At 70.5% G+C, this 15,780-nt stretch carries 15 protein-coding genes and 1 pseudogene; 7 read left to right on the forward strand and 9 right to left on the reverse strand.

All coding sequences use genetic code 11. The annotated features are described in order from the left end of the window. The first annotated feature begins 380 nt into the window (after positions 1-380). The 3 genes from SRB17_RS01625 to SRB17_RS01635 all read left to right on the forward strand — a co-directional run bounded on the left by SRB17_RS01625 (position 381) and on the right by SRB17_RS01635 (position 1,531). Complete coding sequence (locus tag SRB17_RS01625) at positions 381-713, forward strand: hypothetical protein (RefSeq protein ID WP_153533941.1); 333 nt, start codon at positions 381-383, stop codon at positions 711-713. Between the two features lie 59 nt (positions 714-772). After that, positions 773-1,105, forward strand: coding sequence for a hypothetical protein (locus SRB17_RS01630; RefSeq protein WP_153533942.1), 333 nt, complete (start codon positions 773-775; stop codon positions 1,103-1,105). Positions 1,106-1,198: 93 nt separating this feature from the next. Continuing rightward, positions 1,199-1,531, forward strand: a complete 333-nt coding sequence (locus SRB17_RS01635; RefSeq protein WP_153533944.1) for a hypothetical protein — start codon at positions 1,199-1,201, stop codon at positions 1,529-1,531. 121 nt (positions 1,532-1,652) lie between these two features. On the opposite strand, the gene SRB17_RS01640 is transcribed toward SRB17_RS01635, so the two are convergent. After that, a complete protein-coding gene (locus tag SRB17_RS01640; protein ID WP_153533946.1) occupies positions 1,653-1,943 on the reverse strand; it encodes a hypothetical protein in 291 nt (96 codons plus the stop codon). Positions 1,944-2,228: 285 nt separating this feature from the next. Here SRB17_RS01640 and SRB17_RS01645 point away from each other — a divergent pair, with 285 nt between their 5' ends. Then, positions 2,229-3,413 carry a glycosyltransferase family 4 protein gene (locus tag SRB17_RS01645; protein ID WP_153533948.1) on the forward strand — a complete coding sequence of 395 codons (1,185 nt, stop codon included), beginning with the start codon at positions 2,229-2,231 and terminating at the stop codon, positions 3,411-3,413. Positions 3,414-3,422: 9 nt separating this feature from the next. On the opposite strand, the gene SRB17_RS01650 is transcribed toward SRB17_RS01645, so the two are convergent. Both SRB17_RS01650 and SRB17_RS01655 read right to left on the reverse strand, forming a co-directional pair. Then, positions 3,423-4,964, reverse strand: coding sequence for a fibronectin type III domain-containing protein (locus SRB17_RS01650; protein WP_228395810.1), 1,542 nt, complete (start codon positions 4,962-4,964; stop codon positions 3,423-3,425). Positions 4,965-5,297: 333 nt separating this feature from the next. Then, entirely contained in the window at positions 5,298-5,561 is a 264-nt protein-coding gene (locus tag SRB17_RS01655) for a hypothetical protein (RefSeq protein ID WP_153533952.1), read from the reverse strand. Between SRB17_RS01655 and SRB17_RS01660 the strand changes: the two genes are divergently transcribed. After that, complete coding sequence (locus tag SRB17_RS01660; protein WP_153533954.1) at positions 5,545-5,766, forward strand: hypothetical protein; 222 nt, start codon at positions 5,545-5,547, stop codon at positions 5,764-5,766. The two genes, SRB17_RS01655 and SRB17_RS01660, sit on opposite strands and share 17 nt — an antisense overlap. A gap of 43 nt (positions 5,767-5,809) precedes the next feature. Here SRB17_RS01660 and SRB17_RS01665 read toward each other — a convergent pair whose 3' ends face one another. Continuing rightward, on the reverse strand, positions 5,810-7,030 hold the full coding sequence (locus tag SRB17_RS01665) for a glycoside hydrolase family 55 protein (protein ID WP_228395811.1): 1,221 nt from the start codon (positions 7,028-7,030) through the stop codon (positions 5,810-5,812). 182 nt (positions 7,031-7,212) lie between these two features. Here SRB17_RS01665 and SRB17_RS01670 point away from each other — a divergent pair. Then, a pseudogene (locus SRB17_RS01670) lies at positions 7,213-7,908 on the forward strand (CDP-alcohol phosphatidyltransferase family protein); the annotation flags it as partial. Here SRB17_RS01670 and SRB17_RS01675 read toward each other — a convergent pair. From SRB17_RS01675 to SRB17_RS01695, 5 genes are read right to left on the reverse strand one after another with little or no spacing between them, the layout of a single operon-like run. Then, the gene (locus SRB17_RS01675; protein ID WP_323375103.1) at positions 7,804-8,325 is read right to left on the reverse strand and encodes an adenylyltransferase/cytidyltransferase family protein; all 522 of its coding nucleotides are present in this window, start codon (positions 8,323-8,325) and stop codon (positions 7,804-7,806) included. The pseudogene SRB17_RS01670 and the gene SRB17_RS01675 overlap by 105 nt on opposite strands. A 5-nt stretch (positions 8,326-8,330) precedes the next feature. Beyond that, positions 8,331-9,884 carry a fibronectin type III domain-containing protein gene (locus tag SRB17_RS01680; protein WP_228395812.1) on the reverse strand — a complete coding sequence of 518 codons (1,554 nt, stop codon included), beginning with the start codon at positions 9,882-9,884 and terminating at the stop codon, positions 8,331-8,333. 44 nt (positions 9,885-9,928) lie between these two features. Beyond that, positions 9,929-11,488 carry an oligosaccharide flippase family protein gene (locus SRB17_RS01685; protein ID WP_153533958.1) on the reverse strand — a complete coding sequence of 520 codons (1,560 nt, stop codon included), beginning with the start codon at positions 11,486-11,488 and terminating at the stop codon, positions 9,929-9,931. Further along, positions 11,485-13,053: a hypothetical protein gene (locus SRB17_RS01690; RefSeq protein WP_153533960.1), complete on the reverse strand. Its 1,569-nt coding sequence runs from the start codon at positions 13,051-13,053 to the stop codon at positions 11,485-11,487. The genes SRB17_RS01685 and SRB17_RS01690 overlap by 4 nt, the downstream gene beginning before the upstream one ends. Next, positions 13,050-14,570 (reverse strand): hypothetical protein, encoded by a 1,521-nt coding sequence (locus SRB17_RS01695; protein ID WP_323374834.1) that lies wholly within the window; start codon positions 14,568-14,570, stop codon positions 13,050-13,052. The genes SRB17_RS01690 and SRB17_RS01695 overlap by 4 nt, the downstream gene beginning before the upstream one ends. Before the next feature lie 212 nt (positions 14,571-14,782). Between SRB17_RS01695 and SRB17_RS01700 the strand changes: the two genes are divergently transcribed. Next, positions 14,783-15,763, forward strand: a complete 981-nt coding sequence (locus tag SRB17_RS01700) for an NAD-dependent epimerase/dehydratase family protein (protein WP_153533962.1) — start codon at positions 14,783-14,785, stop codon at positions 15,761-15,763. Positions 15,764-15,780: the final 17 nt, after the last annotated feature.

Below are 15,780 nucleotides of genomic sequence, written 5' to 3' on the forward strand. Positions count from 1 at the left end.
AGATCCCGATCCGCGGGCGACGCCGCAGTGCCGCGGGACGAATCGCCCGGTGGCCGCGTGGTACGGCCCCCGTCCGGCCCCTCGAAGCCGCAGGCCCAGAGGTCGCAGCCGGACCATTTAGCTGCACACCCACCCGGCGCTCGATGCGTGCGGGGGAAATGCCTTAAAGCCTGTCCGGCCCACTGGACTCCTCCTTGCCAGTGGGCCGGACGCACGTCGGTGAAATCCCGGCACGTGCGTCCGGGTGAACGGTGCGCGGCGTCGCTGCGCCATCCGGTGGAATCCAACGCGAATGGGCCTGGTCCGCGTGACTTTTCGCCGCATATTTCGGTTTCTTGCTATGTAAGCGCGGCTTACCGTGAATCCAGGAAGGAACCGAGTTGACCAGGAAGTTCGCGGTCGTCACTGCACTCGCCCTTAGCGCGCTCTGCGGCAGCGCTGGCGTTGCCTCCGCCCACTCGAACACGACGAACGTCACTGGTGGTGACGGCTTTTCGGAGTCCCCGGTCGTCGTGAACGCCCCTCAGCAGGGGGTGGTTGTCGTCAACGGCTCGCTCATCGACGGCCGCTGCATCGCGCCGTGGTCCAACGGCGCCGTCGGCGTCCTCGGCGGCGCCGCGACCATCGCGCCGAACTCGCACTACGCCGCCTGCAACACGGCCAAGGTCGACCAGTCGCAGAAGGCCGGTTACCAGGGCGGCCTGCTCTTCTGACCCCTGCTTCGAGTCATTCCGAGCAGGTGAACCCCCTCGCAGTCCGGAAAGGACACTCCATGCGTAACAAGGTTACGGCCATCTCCGCCCTCGCCGCGGGCGTCGTCCTGGCGGCCGCCGGCACTGCCGCAGCCGACAACTGCACGACGGTCACCGGCGGCAACGGCTTCTCGTCGTCCCCGGTTGTCGTGAACGCCCCGCAGCAGGGCGCCGTCGTCTCCAACGGCACGCTCGTCGACCTGCGCTGCGTCGCGCCCTGGTCCAACGGCGCCGTCGGCGCCGTCATCGGCGGCGCCGCGACCATCGCGCCGAACTCGCACTACGCCGCCTGCAACACGGCCAAGGTCGACCAGTCGCAGAAGGCCGGTTACCAGGGCGGCCTGCTCTTCTGAGCCCCCTTTGCGCTCCGAACCATCCCGGAGCAGGGCGGGGACGTCGGCAGACGTTCCCGCTCGACCCTCCCCTTCCATCCGAAAGGCGCATCTATGCGTAAGAAGGTTACGGCCCTGTCCGTCCTGGCCGCCGGCCTCGTCCTGGCGACCGGTGGCGTCGCTACGGCCGACGACAACAACACCAACGTCACCGGCGGCGACGGCTTCTCGGAGTCCCCGGTCGTCGTGAACTCCCCTCAGCAGGGCCTCGTCGTCTCCAACGGCTCGCTCGTCGACGGCCGCTGCATCGCGCCGTGGTCCAACGGCGCCGTCGGCGTCCTCGGCGGCGCCGCGACCATCGCGCCGAACTCGCACTACGCCGCGTGCAACACGGAGAAGGTCGACCAGTCGCAGAAGGCCCCGTACGTCGGCGGCTTCCTGTTCTGAGCAGTCCTCGTCCTGGCGGCCCGCCGACGCTCGACGGGCCGCCATCTGCTTTTCCCGCACACGAAGAGGCCGGCTCCGCGGCAGGCGGAGCCGGCCTTTGCGGCCCGGCAGGGTATGTCCTCTACTTGAGGGCCGGAAGCGTGGGGGGCTTGCCGTTGAGGGGGTTCGGCAGGGCGCCGCCGAAGACGGGGGTCTTGACGACGCCGGACTTCTTCACGCCCTGCGCCGTCTGCTTGACGTTGCTGGCCAGTTCACCCGTCGGGATCTCGGCTGCGTTGGGCAGGGTACGGGCGACCGACTTCCCGTCCTCGAGGAGGCCCTGCCCCGGCAGGTCCGCGGCAACAGCGGGCGCCGCAGCGCCGGCGATGGCCAGAGCGCCGGCCACCAGCGCGGCAGCCTTCAGATTCTTCATTGGGTTCCTTTCATCTGGCTTCCGCTGGGCTAACGAGTGAAAGGCGCCGCGGGAAACTCCACGGAGACGGGTTCCCGGAACTCATACATCCTGAATGACTGCGCAACATTCTTATCGGATAAATCCCCTGAATGAGGGCGTGTTTCCGACACGGTTGACGGCTTCCCGGGAAAAGACGGATAAGCGGCTAGTGTTTCCTCACGGATCCGATGTGTTTATGCCGAACCCACGTTCACACGTTCAGTGACGGGTTCGGAATGTTTCTTCGGAAGGGAAGCCTTGGTCATGCGCATTCCCCTCGGTTCCGTCCCGCGTCGTACGACGCGGTCCGCCGCACCCGAGCCGCACGTCCTGCATGTCACGCAGCCCGTCGAGGGCGGTGTCGCCCGCTTCGTGACGGACCTGGCGGCGGCACAGGTGGCCGCCGGGCTGCGTGTCACCGTGGCCTGCCCGCGAGGCGGCACGCTGACGGACGCCCTGCGCGCGGCCGGCTGCAGGGTGCTGGCCTGGGACGCGACCCGCGCGCCGGGGCCCCGACTTCCCGGTGAGGTACGGCGGCTGGCGCGCCTCCTGCGCGAGGCGCGGCCCGACCTGGTGCACGCGCACAGCGCGAAGGCGGGGCTCGCGGCACGGCTCGCGGTGCGTGGCCGTCTCCCGACCGTCTTCCAGCCGCACGCGTGGTCGTTCGAGGCCGTGGACGGGGCCATGGCCCAAGCGGCCCTGCGGTGGGAGCAGTTCGGGGCGCGGTGGGCGACACGCGTCCTGTGCGTGAGCGAGGCGGAGCGGCGTACCGGGGAGCGGAGCGGCATCACCGCCCAGTGGCAGGTGATTCCCAACGGCATCGACACGCGCCGGTTCCGGCCGGAAGGGAGCATCGCCCGGCCCGGAGCGGGCCCACTCGTCGTATGCGTGGGACGGTTGTGCCGGCAGAAGGGCCAGGACGTGCTCCTTCAGGCCTGGCCCGCCGTGGTGCGGCAGGAGCCCGCCGCCCGGCTGGTGCTGGTCGGCGACGGTCCGGACGCGGGCCGACTGCGCGCGCTCGCGCCCGCGTCGGTGGAGTTCGCCGGCCCGGCATCCGACGCCGCCCCCTGGTACCGGTCCGCCGACGTCGTGGTCCTGCCGTCCCGCTGGGAGGGCATGGCGCTCGTCCCCCTGGAGGCCATGGCGTGTGCCCGGCCCGTCCTGGTCACGGACGTGGACGGGGCGCGCGAGAGCCTGCCGCCCGGCCATCTGCCGCACTGTCTGGTGCCGCCGGAGGACCCCGACACGCTGGCGCGGGCGCTGACCGCGCTGCTGCGGCGCGCACCGCTGCGCGCCGCACTGGGCGCGCAGGGCCGCGCGCATGTGCTCGCCGCCCACGACGCACAGCAGACCACGGACGCAGTGATCGACGTGTACCGCGAACTGCTCGGCACGCACCCCAAGCCGGTCCTGGTACCCAACCAGAGCAGGGAGTCCATCACCATGTGACCGGCTCCTTCAGCCGGTCACGTCGAGCGGCTTCGAGCGGGGCGTCGTGCGCCTTCCGTCGGTGACGGCGATCGTGTAGCGGTGGTGGGAGGCGGCAGGGACGGAATCCGTGTACGTCATGGTCGGCCGGTCCCATTCGACCGACCGCCGCTTCGGCGAGGCCACCAGAACACCGTCCCGGTAGATCAGGTACGTCAGCTCCGCGTCGTCCCTGTCCCATGTGGCCCGCCAGGTGAGTTTCACCTTTCCGGTGCGAGCGCGCTCGCCCGTGAGCCGGGGCGCCGCTTCCGGGGCGGTGTCGCCGGGGCCGGCACCGAAGCGCGTGAGACCCTGCTGGTGTTTGCCGTTGACCATGGTGAACTCGCCGCCCGCCCAGAGGATTCCGCCGGCCATCACGAGCGTTCGGGGGCCGACTCCCTCACCGATTCCGTCATCGGTGTCGGGGAACCAGTGCAGGATGGTCTTGTCACGGGTCGACTGAGCGAGGAAATGCCGTCGGGGTCCGTCGGGGAAGCCTCCGCGGGTGAGGCCGCAGTAGTGGGCGTGGGATGCGCTGTACAGGACGTCCTTGTACACGAGGACGTCCTGGGTGGCGCCCAGGCAGGTGTCCTTCCAGACCATCGTGCCGTCGGACAGCCGGCCCGCGATACGGCCGTCGAAGATGCCCGTCCCCTCGCCCTCGGCTCCCAGGTAGAAGCGGTTGCCGTTGCGGGTCAGCGACGTCACCGCGGATCGCTCCGGCAGCCAGCCCGGGAACGACTTCACCGTCGAACCGGTCGTGGGATTCAGCGAGACCAGTGCCTGCGCCGGCCTGCCGTTGACGTTGTGGAAGGTGCCGCCGACGAGCACCTGGTCACGGTCGGGCGCGGCGAGGAGGGCCCGGACCGGTTCGTCGACGTCGGCCTTGAACGGCAGCAGGACGCCGCCGCGGCTGAACGCCGCGACGCGCTTTCTCTCCCGGCCGTCGACGACCGTGAAGTCGCCGCCCAGGTACACGGTCGTGCCGGTCGTCTCGATGGCCCGTACGGGCGCCGCCACGGCGGGGCGGAAGTCCCGCCGCAGCGAGCAGTCGGCCGTGTTGAGCGCGACCGCACTGGCCACTCCGGTGTGGTCGACCCTGCCGAACGACCCGCCGACGTACAGCACTTTGCCGTCGCGCGACGCCTTCAGCGCCCGTACCGTCCCTGCGCTCCCCGTGAAGGAGTGGGCGCACGGCAGCAGTTTGCCGGTCACCGCGTCGAACGCGGCGAAGTTCTTCCGGGCGACCTCCTTCCGGCCGGGCTTCGCGCCGGGCGGGCGGACGCGGCCGAAGGTGCCGCCGACGTACACCACACCGCGTGCGTACTCGACCGACCAGACGATGCCGTCCGTCTGCCAGGTGGCCAACGGGGCGGCGGTCAGAGTGGTTTCACCATGCAGTGACTTCTCGCTACGCGGCGTTTTCACCTCGCGCAGGCTCTTTGTCTCGCGCGCCTGCGCGCCGAAAGCGGAGGTGAGCGATGCGGCCGCGAGGAGGACCACTGCGGAAGCCGTGGTGGCGGTCCTGGCCATGCTTTTCCTTGGATGCATGGAACTCGAAAGTAGACAGCCGGCCCCCGGATACCGCGGCGCCGCGACGGCGCGCTCAGCCCTTCAGGCTCTTACTGAAGCTCGAATGGCCTAGGAAAAGGAGTCGTAAGCCGCGACGGCATGTTATTCGTGCGAATGTCGGGCGAGATCAGGTACCCGAGCTCTGGTACCCAGGCAACGAGGAGGAGTGCTCGTCATGCGAGTAGCTGCCCGAACAAAGGCGCGTTCACGGCGATTGGGTTGGGGAGCGGGGCTCGTCGGCGCCGGCCTGACCGCGACCGTGGCATTCGGCACCGCTGTCGGCCCCGCGTCGGCCTACGCCGTGCCCCGAGCGGCGCAGGCGTGCACGTCGTGCAAGACGACGACCACCCCCACGACCGGGTGCTCGTCGTGCCAGACGAAGCCCCCCACGTCCGGGTGCGCGTGCCAGACGCCGCCACCTCCGCCGCCCTGCCCCTCGGGCACGACCGCGGTCAGCGTGACCAGCCCCGCGACCAGGAACGTGGCGATCCCCGGTGACGGCCGCTTCCAGCTCACCGTCAGCAGCACCAACCAGGGCCAGGTGTTCAGCTTCAGCATCCCCGGATCCGCTCACCGTGCCGCTGTCAGGGTCACCGCCACGGGTGGCACGGCCGGGTCCAGCGTGTTCACCTACGACAGCTCGAACGGTCACCCGGGCGGCATCGCCGCGGACGGACCGCTGCACGCCCCGGTCAAGTCGAACGGCAAGTACGCGCACCTCACCCGCATCGACTTCTGTCTCAAGCCCACCAACTACTCCTGAGCGACCCACGGCTGAGGGGGGCCCGGAACGTCCCGAGCCCCCCTCAGCGTCTGGGCGGGGCCGGGCCGGGCGACGCCGCGGGGGTGGTGGGCGCAGCCGGGGGGGCCATGGCGCCCGTGGACCCGGTGTCGATGCAGTCGATGAACCGTACGAAGGGGGCGGGGCCGGGGCCGTCGGTGACGGCGAACTCGGCCCGGGGGTGGTTCCGCAGCAGGCACATGTCGTAGCGGACGACGGTCGGCAGGGCCTCCTGCCGGTGGGTCGTCCGGTACTGGTGGCGGCCCACGAGCTGGCAGGAGTCGTAGCGGATCAGAGGTCCCCGCGGGCCCACCGTGTACTGGTGCGGGCGGACTTCGGCGGAGAAGTCCTTGAAGGCGTTCGCGGTGTCGTCGCAGTCGGTGAAGTGGACCGTTCCGCTGCTCCACACGCAGTCGATGACCCGCGCGTCCGGGTTGCGCACCTCGAACCGGATGTCCTGGGCGTGGAAGCGCTGCACCGAGTCGTGGTGCTCGCTGACCGGGAAGCGGAAGAAGGTGCTGGTGGTGCCGTACTCCTTGGTGCTCACAGGGCGTTTGCCGGTGATGATGTAGGAGCCGCCGCGGCAGGTGATGGATCCGCCGTAGGGGAACTCAAGGAAGTTGCCCCACTCGTATTCGACCTTTATGTCGGTGAACCAGTAGTTCAGGAACTGGTCCTGGTCGTTCGGGCTGGTTTGCTTGTGCCCGGTGAGCCCCGAGTAGAGGAACGCCCTTCGGTAGCTGCCGGCGACCGTGCAGGCCTGCCACAGCATCTCCGAGTTGGTGTTCGTTCCGTCGAGGGCCAGGCCGTACTCCCATTCCCCGAGCCACTCGCACTCGTAGAACCGGTAGTCCTGGGCCTCCCCGGTGGAGTACGAACTGAAGAAGGACGCGCCCGGTGTTGCGGAGCGGAACTGCATGCGCTCGAAGGAGATGTTCGCCCAGCTGTCCTCGTTGCGGCACAAGTAGGAGCCCGGGCCGGTGCCCGGGCGGAAGACGAGGGTGGTCATGTTCTTGCCCGCCCCGACGAAGCGCAGACCGTTCGCGGGCCGGGGCGGGGCGACGCCGTTCAGCAGGGCGTACGGGCGGGTGATGAGGAAGTCGCCGGCGGGAATCTCCACCACCAGCCGGCCGACCCCGTCGCGGACGTGGGCGGCGGCGAGAGCGTAGGCGGTTTCGAATGCCCGTGTGTCATCGGTGCATCCGTCGCCCACGGCGCCGAGATCGACGACGTTGATCGACGACATCGGCCCGACGCGCTTGTCTTTGGCGGACGCACTTTTGGCGCAAGCGCTGCTCGCGGGCAGGGCCGCCGCGACCAGCAACGATGTTCCGCCGCGCAGAATACCCCGACGATTTTGGGCCTTATCGCCACTCACTTCTGTCATAGTTGCCTTCCTTTCTCACGTGGTTGTCACCAAGGAGGGTTATGGCCGAGTTCGCGGAGATGCTGAGGCAACTGTCGACGGCACAGAAGCCGGCGAAGGGGGTGTCGGTCTACACCCGGTTCGTCAATCGCCCGGCCGGCCGTGTGATGGCGGCGCTCGCCTTCCAGGTCGGTGCGACCCCCAATCAGCTGACGCTGCTCGGTGCCCTGTTCACTTTTCCCGCCCTGGCGGCCGTGGCCCTGCTGCGGCCCGAGCCCGTGATGTCGGTCTGTGTCGGCGTGGCCCTGGCCCTGGGCTTCGCCCTGGACGCCGCGGACGGTCAGCTCGCGCGGAGCCGGAGCGCCACGAGCATGTCGGGCGAATGGCTGGACCATGTGCTGGACTGCGTCAAGATCGTCACTCTGCATCTGGTGGTGCTGGTGGCGTTCTACCGTTTCTTCGCCCTTCCCGACCCGCTTTTCCTGCTGGCGCCCATGGTGTTCCAGGTCGCGGCGGTGGTGATCTTCTTCGCCGGTATTCTCACGCAGCAGCTCAAGGGCCGGGTGGTGGCGGGGACGGGGCGGGGTGCCGCCTCGGCGTGGGGATCTGTCCTGCTCCTGCCCGTCGACTACGGCACGACCTGCGTCTGCTTCCTATTTCTGGGCAGTCCGGACCTCTTCCTTGCCCTGTACTGCTTGCTGACAGTGGCTCATGTCCTCTTCCTGCCCGCCTTCTTGCTGAAGTGGTTTCGCGAGCTGCATGAGCTCCAGCACGCTGCGCAGTAGCGTGCTTGAGGTGTGGACGGTGTAGGGGAAGTAGACGACTTCTACACCGACCTTCGCGAAACGGCGTTCGAGGATGTCCCATTTCGGGGTGCCCTTCCAGTCGTCTCCCTTGAACACGACGTGAAAGCCGACCTGCTTCCAGATCTGCAGTTTGTCCCCGTGCGTCTCCACGACGACGTCGTCGACGTGCCGGACACCGCGGACGATCTCCAGACGCTCGGCCAGCGGGATCACCGGCGGCCTGCCTTTGAGGTGACTGGTCAGCTCGTCGGAGGCCACTCCTGCCACGAGGCGGTCGCAGCGCTGGCGTGCCTCGCGCAGGATGGTGAGGTGCCCGATGTGGAACAGGTCCCAGACGCCGGGCGCATACCCGGTGAGTGTCGTTTCCACGGCTGTCACGTCCCGTTCGTCCGGCCGCCCCGCGCGGGCACCGTCACGGACAGCGAGGAGGGCCGGGGGGAGGTGCGGGTGGCGTTCGTGACCTCGATCGCGTACCGGTGGCGGGTGCCGGCGGCCACGGAGTCGGTGTAGCTCATGTCCGGCAGTTCCCAGGACGTGGATGCCGCGGTCTGCCGGGAGATCAGCTTTCCGTCCCGGTAGAGCCGGTACGTCAGGGCCGAGGTGTTGCGGTCCCACGCGGCACGCCAGCCGAGGGTGACCTCCCCGGGGCGTGTGGACAGGAGCCTGAGCGCGGGGGCCCGGGGCACGCTCGCGGGGGCCGCGGTGCCGAAGCGGGTGAGTCCCTGCTGTGGCCGGTCGTTGACCCGGGTGAACTCACCTCCGACCCACAGGGTGCTCCCCGCCACGGTCAGGGCGCGTGGACCCACTCCCTCGCCGAGTCCGCCGTCGGTGTCGGGGAACCAGTGCAGGATTCTCCTGTCGGTGACCGATTGCGCCAGGAGGGTGTGCCGGATGCCTCGTTCGGGAAAGCCTCCGGGGGTCCGGGAGCAGTCGTGCGCGTGGGAGGCGCTGTAGAGGACACCGTTGTGGGGCAGCACGGCCTGCGTGGCGCCGAGGCACGTGTCCTTCCACACCATCGTGCCGTCACGGAGCCGGCCCGCGATGCGTCCGTCGAAGACGCCCAGCCCATCCCCCTCGGCGCCGATGTAGAAGCGGGAGGTGCCCGGGGCGATCGATTTGACCCTGGAACCGGGTGGCAGCCAGCCCGGAAAGGTGCGCACCGTCGCTCCGTCGGTGCCGTCCAGCGCGACCAGGGAGTGGGCCTGTGCGCCGTTGACCCACTCGAAGTCGCCTCCGACCAGGAGCTCGTGCTGCCCGGGAACGGCCGCCAGGGCACGGACGGGAAGGTCGACGTCCGCCTTGAAGGGCAGGAGGGAACCCGTGCGGGACAGGGCGGCGACGCGATGCCTGCTTTGGCCGTCGACCTGGTCGAAGTCGCCGCCGAGGTACACCGTTTTCCCGGTCGTGTCGATGGCGCGGACGGTGGCGGACACCGCGGGCCGGAAGTCCTTGCGCAGGGTGCAGTGGGCGGTGTCGAGGGCCACGGCGTTGGCCACGGCCGCGGAACCGACGTGGCCGAAGTTGCCGCCCACGTACAGGACCCGCCCGTCGGGGGAGGCTTTCAGGGCCCGTACCGTGCCACCGCTGTACGGGCCGACGCCGCCGGTGAAGGAGGGGGAGCAGGGCAGCAGCCGCCCGGTCACGGCGTCGAAGGCGGCGAAGTTGTGCCGTGGGATCTGCCGGGTGCCGGCGGCGGCACCCGGCGGGCGGACGGCGTGGAAGCTGCCCGCGGCGTAGACGACACCGCGGGCGTAGGCCAGGGACCAGACGATGCCGTCCGTCTGCCAGGTGGGCAGCGGATCGGCGGAGAACGTCGCCGGTTCGCGCGGCGTGGCCGCGGCGGCGGGAGAGCAGAGCAGGGCGCCTGCGCACATCAGGGCGGCAGCCGGACCCGTGACCGCTTTCTCGCGGAGCTTGCTCTGGTGCAAGAGACACCTCGGGGGAAAGGGGCGGGCAGGTTGAGGGCGATACCTCACACGGTGCGACGGCGCAGCACCTGGGCCAGCTCGCTCACTCCCAGCGGCGTACGGTATCGCCAGAGGAAAGTACCAAATACGAACATTCCGATAGTCAGGCTCAGTGCGAGTCCTGACGGAGTGTCACCCGTCAGGGTGCGCAGACCTGCCAGCACCACCGAGACGGCCGCGGCGATGCCGAGGGCGCGTGTGTAGCCGGCGGCCACGGTCGTGAAGCCGAGGCGCAGCCGGACCAGCAGGGCGGCCGAGAGGTTCTCCACGACGACGGCCGCACCCCAGGAGACGGCCGCGCCCAGGATGCCCCACCGGGGTACGGCGAGGAGGCCCACGGTGAGCTGCACCGCGAACGCCGCGGCGGTGCAGGCCAGGTGCCAGGCGCTCTTGCCGGCCATGAGAAGCACCGTCTGGGCGTTGCCGACCGCGACATTGACGACGGCTGCGGCACACAGGATGACCAGGGCGGGGGCTCCTTGCGTGAACTCCGGCCCGAACACGGCGAGGACGGTGCGCGGAAAGCCGGCGATCAGGACGAACAGCGGCCAGGAGAAGAGGACGGTCCAGCAGGTCGAGATGCGGTGCAGGTGATGGGCTTCGGCCGCCTCGCCGAGGGCGAGGAGCCGGCTGAGCTGGGGCGCGACGGCCAGGCGTACGGCGAGTTGGAGGAGGGTGCCCGCGGTGACGACGCGGCCGATGGCCGTGTAGATGCCCGCTTCGGCGTTGGTGGCCAGCGCCGACAGCAGGATGACTCCGACCCAGACCGCGCTGATGTCGAAGACGGAGGAGACCGCGCGAGGTGCCGAGAAGACCCAGAACTCCCTCCAGGACACGGCCGTTTCGCGCGCGGGGACAGCCGTGGGGGCGGGGGCCACCGTGGGGTGCGGAGCCCGGCAGCGGCGCAGGCCCAGCCACGCGGCCGCCAGGCCGGCCGTTGCCGGCAGCAGCCAGGCCGCCGCCAGGGACAGCATTCCGGGCGCCCAGTACGCCACGGGCACCGCGATCAGCACCCGGAGCACGGGCTTGCCGATCTGTTCCACGGAGACGAACGGCACCACCGTGCCGTAGCCCTGCGTGGCGCCGAGCAGGACGAGACTGACCGTGGCAGCCGGCAGGACCAGGCCGAAGAACCGGATCAGGGCGAGCGCGTCGGCGCGCGGCAGGTGCGGCAGGAGCGTCGTGGCCACACCGGGGCACAGCAGCAGCCCGGCGGTCGCGGTGGCGGCGGCCACCGCCGGCAGCACCGCCATGCGCAGCAAAGGGCCCACCGAGCGGCCGCCGTTGAGAGCGAGATCCCCGGGGATGAAACGGACGAGTCCGGTGTCTGCGCCGAGCTTGCAGACGTTGCTGGCGATGGTGAACACGGCGACGCCCGTGAAAATCGCCCCTGCTCCCTCGGCTCCGGCCGCCCGGGTGATCAGGCCGACCAGGAGGAAGGCGAACACGGCGTTCGTCACGGAACCCACCGCGCCCCACAGCCCGCCCCGGGCGGCGGCGGCGACCGTGCTGCGGGCAGTGGCTCCGGTGGTGGCGGGAGGGGCCGCCGCCCCGGGCGCCGTCATCCTCTGGTGGCCGTGAGCGTGTCGTGCTCCCCCGCGGGCTGCGTGGCCGGCAGGGCGCTCTCGGCCCCGGAGCGGGGCTGCGCGCGGTGGAGCAGGGCGGCAGCGCGCCACGCGCGTCCGGTGTCGACCACGGCGCCCAGCAGGCGCAGGCCCGAGCAGCTGATCAGTTCGCCCACCTGCCTGAGGTCGTCCCGCCGGGTGTCACTTCCGGTGACCACCAGGACACCGTCGCAGTGCTGGGCCGTCGCCAGCGCATGGGGGTGCTCCAGCAGGGGCCTGCCGGCGATGACCGTGGTGGGCGAGCCGGTGCCGGACGCCGCCTGGTCCATCGCCGGGGACTCGTCGGTGTGCGGGGGACGGCCGGCTGCGTCACCGGGGCAGAGGGCGAACCGTCCCGCGGAGCCCGCGTCGACGAGGACGCCCCCCACGGGCAGGGAGGTCTCCGATCCGGTGCGCTCCTCGGCCGGCACCAGAGGCAGGCAGGCCGCGAGGCCGGGCGTGTCGGGGGCGGCGTCCACGAGCACGACCTGCCGGCCGCACTCCGCGAAGGCCGCGGCCAGGTTCGCGGCGACCGCCCCGGCGGCGTCGTCGGCCTGCGGCGCCACCACGAGGAGGGAACCGGTGCCGCCCGAAAGCCCGGTGCGGACGGCCAGAGACCGATAGGCCTGGGCCCGGGCGCCGTCCGTGCGGCCGACGGTCAGCAGGGCGTCGCCCGTGCGGGGGCCGGGGGGCAGGATGGCCAGTACCGGAGCGCCCAGGGCGGCCTGGACCTCGCGGGCCGACCGTACCCGGCTGTCGAGGGCCGAGCACAGCCAGGCCAGCAGGACGCCCAGGACGGCACCTCCGGCCAGGCCGAGGAAGACCAGGCTCGCCGTCCCCGGCCCCGCGGGCCTGGTGGGTGCCACGGCCTCACGGACGACGTCGCCACCGTCGGTGTCGCGAGCGCTGATCTCGGACTTGCGCTTGCTCAGGCTGCTGATGTCGCTGTTCGCGGCGGAGGAGCCGCTGCTGTCGTCCCTGCCCTTCTTCGCCTGCCGGGTCAGGGCGGTGATCTGCTGCTCCACGCCGGCGACGGCCCGCCGCACCGCCGCGTCGTTACGGCTCCTGCGGTCGGCGAGATAAGCCTCGGCGAAGGCGTTGGCGCCCCGTGCGGCCTGCGCCGGGCCACCGGCGGTGAACTCGAAGCGCAGCACCTGGGACTTCCCCGGGTTGGTGACCCGGAGATGGTTCTGCAGGGCACCGGCCCGGCTCTCCGGCTGCCCCAGGGTGTGCGCGGCACGGACGGCGACGGTCGCGCCGGCGGCGATCTGCTCTTCCGTGGTCATGCTGATCTGGTTGTCGACGGGCACGCTGACCGTGTCGAAGGGGTCGGCGCCGGGGCGGACCAGAACCTCACTGGTGGAGCTGTAGGTGCCGGCGCCGTACCACGCCGCGGCCAGCCCGCCGAGCAGGCCCAGGGCGACTCCCAGCGCCATCGCGACGCGGTGGCGCAGCAGCAGACGCAGTTGCTCGCGGAGCTGTTCCGGTTCGTCGAAACGGTCGTCGAAGGGGATGGGGCCGGTCACAGGTGTCCTCCTGCGTGAGGAAGTGATGCGTGTGGGGTGGGGGCGGACAGCGGCGACGGTGTGGCGAGCCGGGCTGCCCGGCGAGCCGGCGCGGAGATGAGCAGCGGTACGGTCAGCAGCAGCAGCATCGGGCCGGTGATGCCGAGCAGGCTGCCGCGCAGGAACATCAACTGGTAGAAGGCGAAGGCGGGTACCACGAGAATCGCCACGGTGCCGGGCCGGTCGAGCAGGCGGTCCCGGACCTCGTCCATCCTGCGTGCTGCCACGCCCAGCAGGCAGAACACGAGGACCACGGCGGGCGGTCCGGCCCACAGGTAGCTCTCGATCCACAGGGGCGCCGACAGGTTGAGGAAGTCGTAACCCGCGTACTGCGCCAGCGCGATGCCGGTGTCGTCGGGTTTGTCGGGCCACACCGAGCGCGGCACCATGAAGAAGACCGGGCCGAGCGCCTGCCGGGGGGAGAACCCGTTCTCCCGCGCATAGTCGAGTCCCGTCTGCACCTGCTGGAAGGCGTCGTAGTCGCCCTTGGTGGTGAACTGCTCGGACAGCGAGACGACGGAGACCGCGTGCCGGTCGTCGTAGCGGAAGTAGTCGCTGTAGGGGAAGACGACGAGCACCGTGGCGAGGACCGCGACGGCGAGGGCGCGGGAGGCCCGGGGCCGGCACAGCCGGGGCACGCTGAACAGCAGCGTCAGCAGTACCGTGCCGGCCCAGAACCTCGGCTTGCTGATGGGGTTGTTGACGATGAGGTTCACCGCGGCGAGCAGGGGCAGCAGCAGCCACCGCAGGCGGCGCAGCAGGCGGTCACCGTTCGGCAGGCGCGGCAGGCGCAGCAGGCCCAGCAGGGCCCAGAAGGCGGGCACGGACAGGGACCAGCTGCGCAGCGGCTGCAGGAAGGCGTCCGGGCCCTCGTCCAGGGCGCCGGTTTCGTGGACGGCCTCGCGACTGGTGAAATAGGCGCCGATTCCACCGGGTTGACCGGGAATCAGCAGCGCCGCCACCGCCAGGGCGAAGCCGCACAACAGCAGGACCCGCCAGGGGGAGACGCGGCGCGCGAGCAGCCGTTCCAGCCTTCCGGGCCGGACGGCGCGGAGATGTGAGCGCCGGGCGGCGAGGGCGGTTCCGGCGCTGTAGGCGAGCAACCCCAGTTCGACCAGCGCCACGGCCCGCAGGGAGGTCTCCTCGCCGGCCCGGTAGGGCCAGGGATAGGTGTCCGAGGCGAGCATCGGCAGGGGAGCCAGGCCCAGCCAGATGTAGGAGAACATCCAGAAGCCGAGGCCGACGAGCCGGATCCTGGGCGCGGTGAGCACCCGGGTGAGGGCGCCACCGGCGTGCGCCACGACGACGCCCTGCAGCACGAGTGCCAGGGGCAGTGGCCCGTTGTGCGGCCGAAGGACCAGCACCGGCAGCAGGACGATCAGTACGACGGCCAGGACGCAGACCGCGGGCACGTTGCGGACGCGAGTGCCCCGCACCGGGACGGGGATGGTCGGCGAGTGCCGCTGCGGAAACCTCACCGGCAGAGATATAGCGCCGTTAGGCCGCAAATCGTCTCAGGCGCGAATAAATCCGGCGTGATCCGCCCCTGTTGGCGGCAGTGGGGATGCGGGAGCCGAGGGCGCGCCAATGCGGGCAAAAGGGACGTAAGTGAATATTCTGGGCGAGCGGACCTCGGCGGTGACACGGCCGGCCGCAGCCCAGATCCCCCCCTTCACCCGAGGAGTTGTCCATGAACGAGCAGGTAGACGCCGTCGTAGCCGGTGGCGGGGGGTTCATCGGCGGGCACCTCGTGGGAGCCCTGCTGGCCCAGGGGCTGACGGTCCGATCCGTCGACATCAAGCCCCGGCACGAGTGGTACCAGGTCCACGAGGACGCCGAGAACGTGACCGCGGACCTGTCGCTCCTGGACGGCGCGCGGGAGGGCGTCCAAGGGGCTCGGCACGTGTACATGTTGGCCGCGGACATGGGCGGCATGGGCTTCATCGAGAACAACAAGGCCGCGTGCATGATGTCGGTGCTCACCAGCACCCACATGCTGCAGGCCGCACACCAGGCGGGTGCCGAGCGCTACTTCTACTCCTCCTCCGCGTGCGTCTACGCCGCCGGCAAGCAGACGGACCCGGACGTCACCGCGCTCAAGGAGGAGGACGCCTACCCGGCGCAGCCGGAGGACGGCTACGGCTGGGAGAAGCTCTTCTCGGAGCGCATGTGCCGGCACTACGCGGAGGACTGCGGGTTCACCACCCGCGTCGCCCGCTACCACAATGTCTACGGCCCGCACGGCACATGGGCCGGCGGCCGTGAGAAGGCCCCGGCCGCGGTGTGCCGCAAGGTGGCCGAGGCCGTGCTCTCGGGCGACCACCGGATCGAGATCTGGGGCGATGGTCAGCAGACCCGTTCGTTCATGTACATCGACGACTGTCTGCACGGCACCCAGATGATCATGCGCGGGAACAGCGGCGCTCCGGTCAACCTCGGCTCCTCGGAGCTGGTGACCATCAACCAGCTCGTCGACGTCGTCGAGCGGATCGCGGGCATCCGCTGCGAGCGCAGCTACCGGACCGATGCGCCGCAGGGCGTGCGCGGCCGTAACTCCGACAACACCATGATCCGCGAGATCTACGGCTGGGAGCCCTCGATCCCGCTCGCGGACGGCCTGGAGAGGACCTATGCCTGGGTGTACGACCAGGTGAAGCGCACCCAGGGCTGAGCCCGGGTGCGAGGACG

The sequence above is a fragment of the Streptomyces sp. RB17 genome (assembly GCF_009604455.1).
In the GTDB taxonomy this organism is placed as follows: Bacteria; Actinomycetota; Actinomycetes; order Streptomycetales; family Streptomycetaceae; genus Streptomyces.

What these genes read in the sequence shown, in the direction of transcription:
- SRB17_RS01665 (WP_228395811.1), bottom strand. Translation starts at nt 7,030, where the DNA reads ATGTCGTCGATCAACGTCGTCGATCTCGGCGCCGTGGGCGACGGATGC.
- SRB17_RS01685 (WP_153533958.1), bottom strand. Translation starts at nt 11,488, where the DNA reads ATGACGGCGCCCGGGGCGGCGGCCCCTCCCGCCACCACCGGAGCCACT.
- SRB17_RS01630 (WP_153533942.1), top strand. Translation starts at nt 773, where the DNA reads ATGCGTAACAAGGTTACGGCCATCTCCGCCCTCGCCGCGGGCGTCGTC.
- SRB17_RS01700 (WP_153533962.1), top strand. Translation starts at nt 14,783, where the DNA reads ATGAACGAGCAGGTAGACGCCGTCGTAGCCGGTGGCGGGGGGTTCATC.
- SRB17_RS01655 (WP_153533952.1), bottom strand. Translation starts at nt 5,561, where the DNA reads ATGCTGAAGCTGAACACCTGGCCCTGGTTGGTGCTGCTGACGGTGAGC.
- SRB17_RS01635 (WP_153533944.1), top strand. Translation starts at nt 1,199, where the DNA reads ATGCGTAAGAAGGTTACGGCCCTGTCCGTCCTGGCCGCCGGCCTCGTC.
- SRB17_RS01650 (WP_228395810.1), bottom strand. Translation starts at nt 4,964, where the DNA reads ATGGCCAGGACCGCCACCACGGCTTCCGCAGTGGTCCTCCTCGCGGCC.
- SRB17_RS01645 (WP_153533948.1), top strand. Translation starts at nt 2,229, where the DNA reads ATGCGCATTCCCCTCGGTTCCGTCCCGCGTCGTACGACGCGGTCCGCC.
- SRB17_RS01640 (WP_153533946.1), bottom strand. Translation starts at nt 1,943, where the DNA reads ATGAAGAATCTGAAGGCTGCCGCGCTGGTGGCCGGCGCTCTGGCCATC.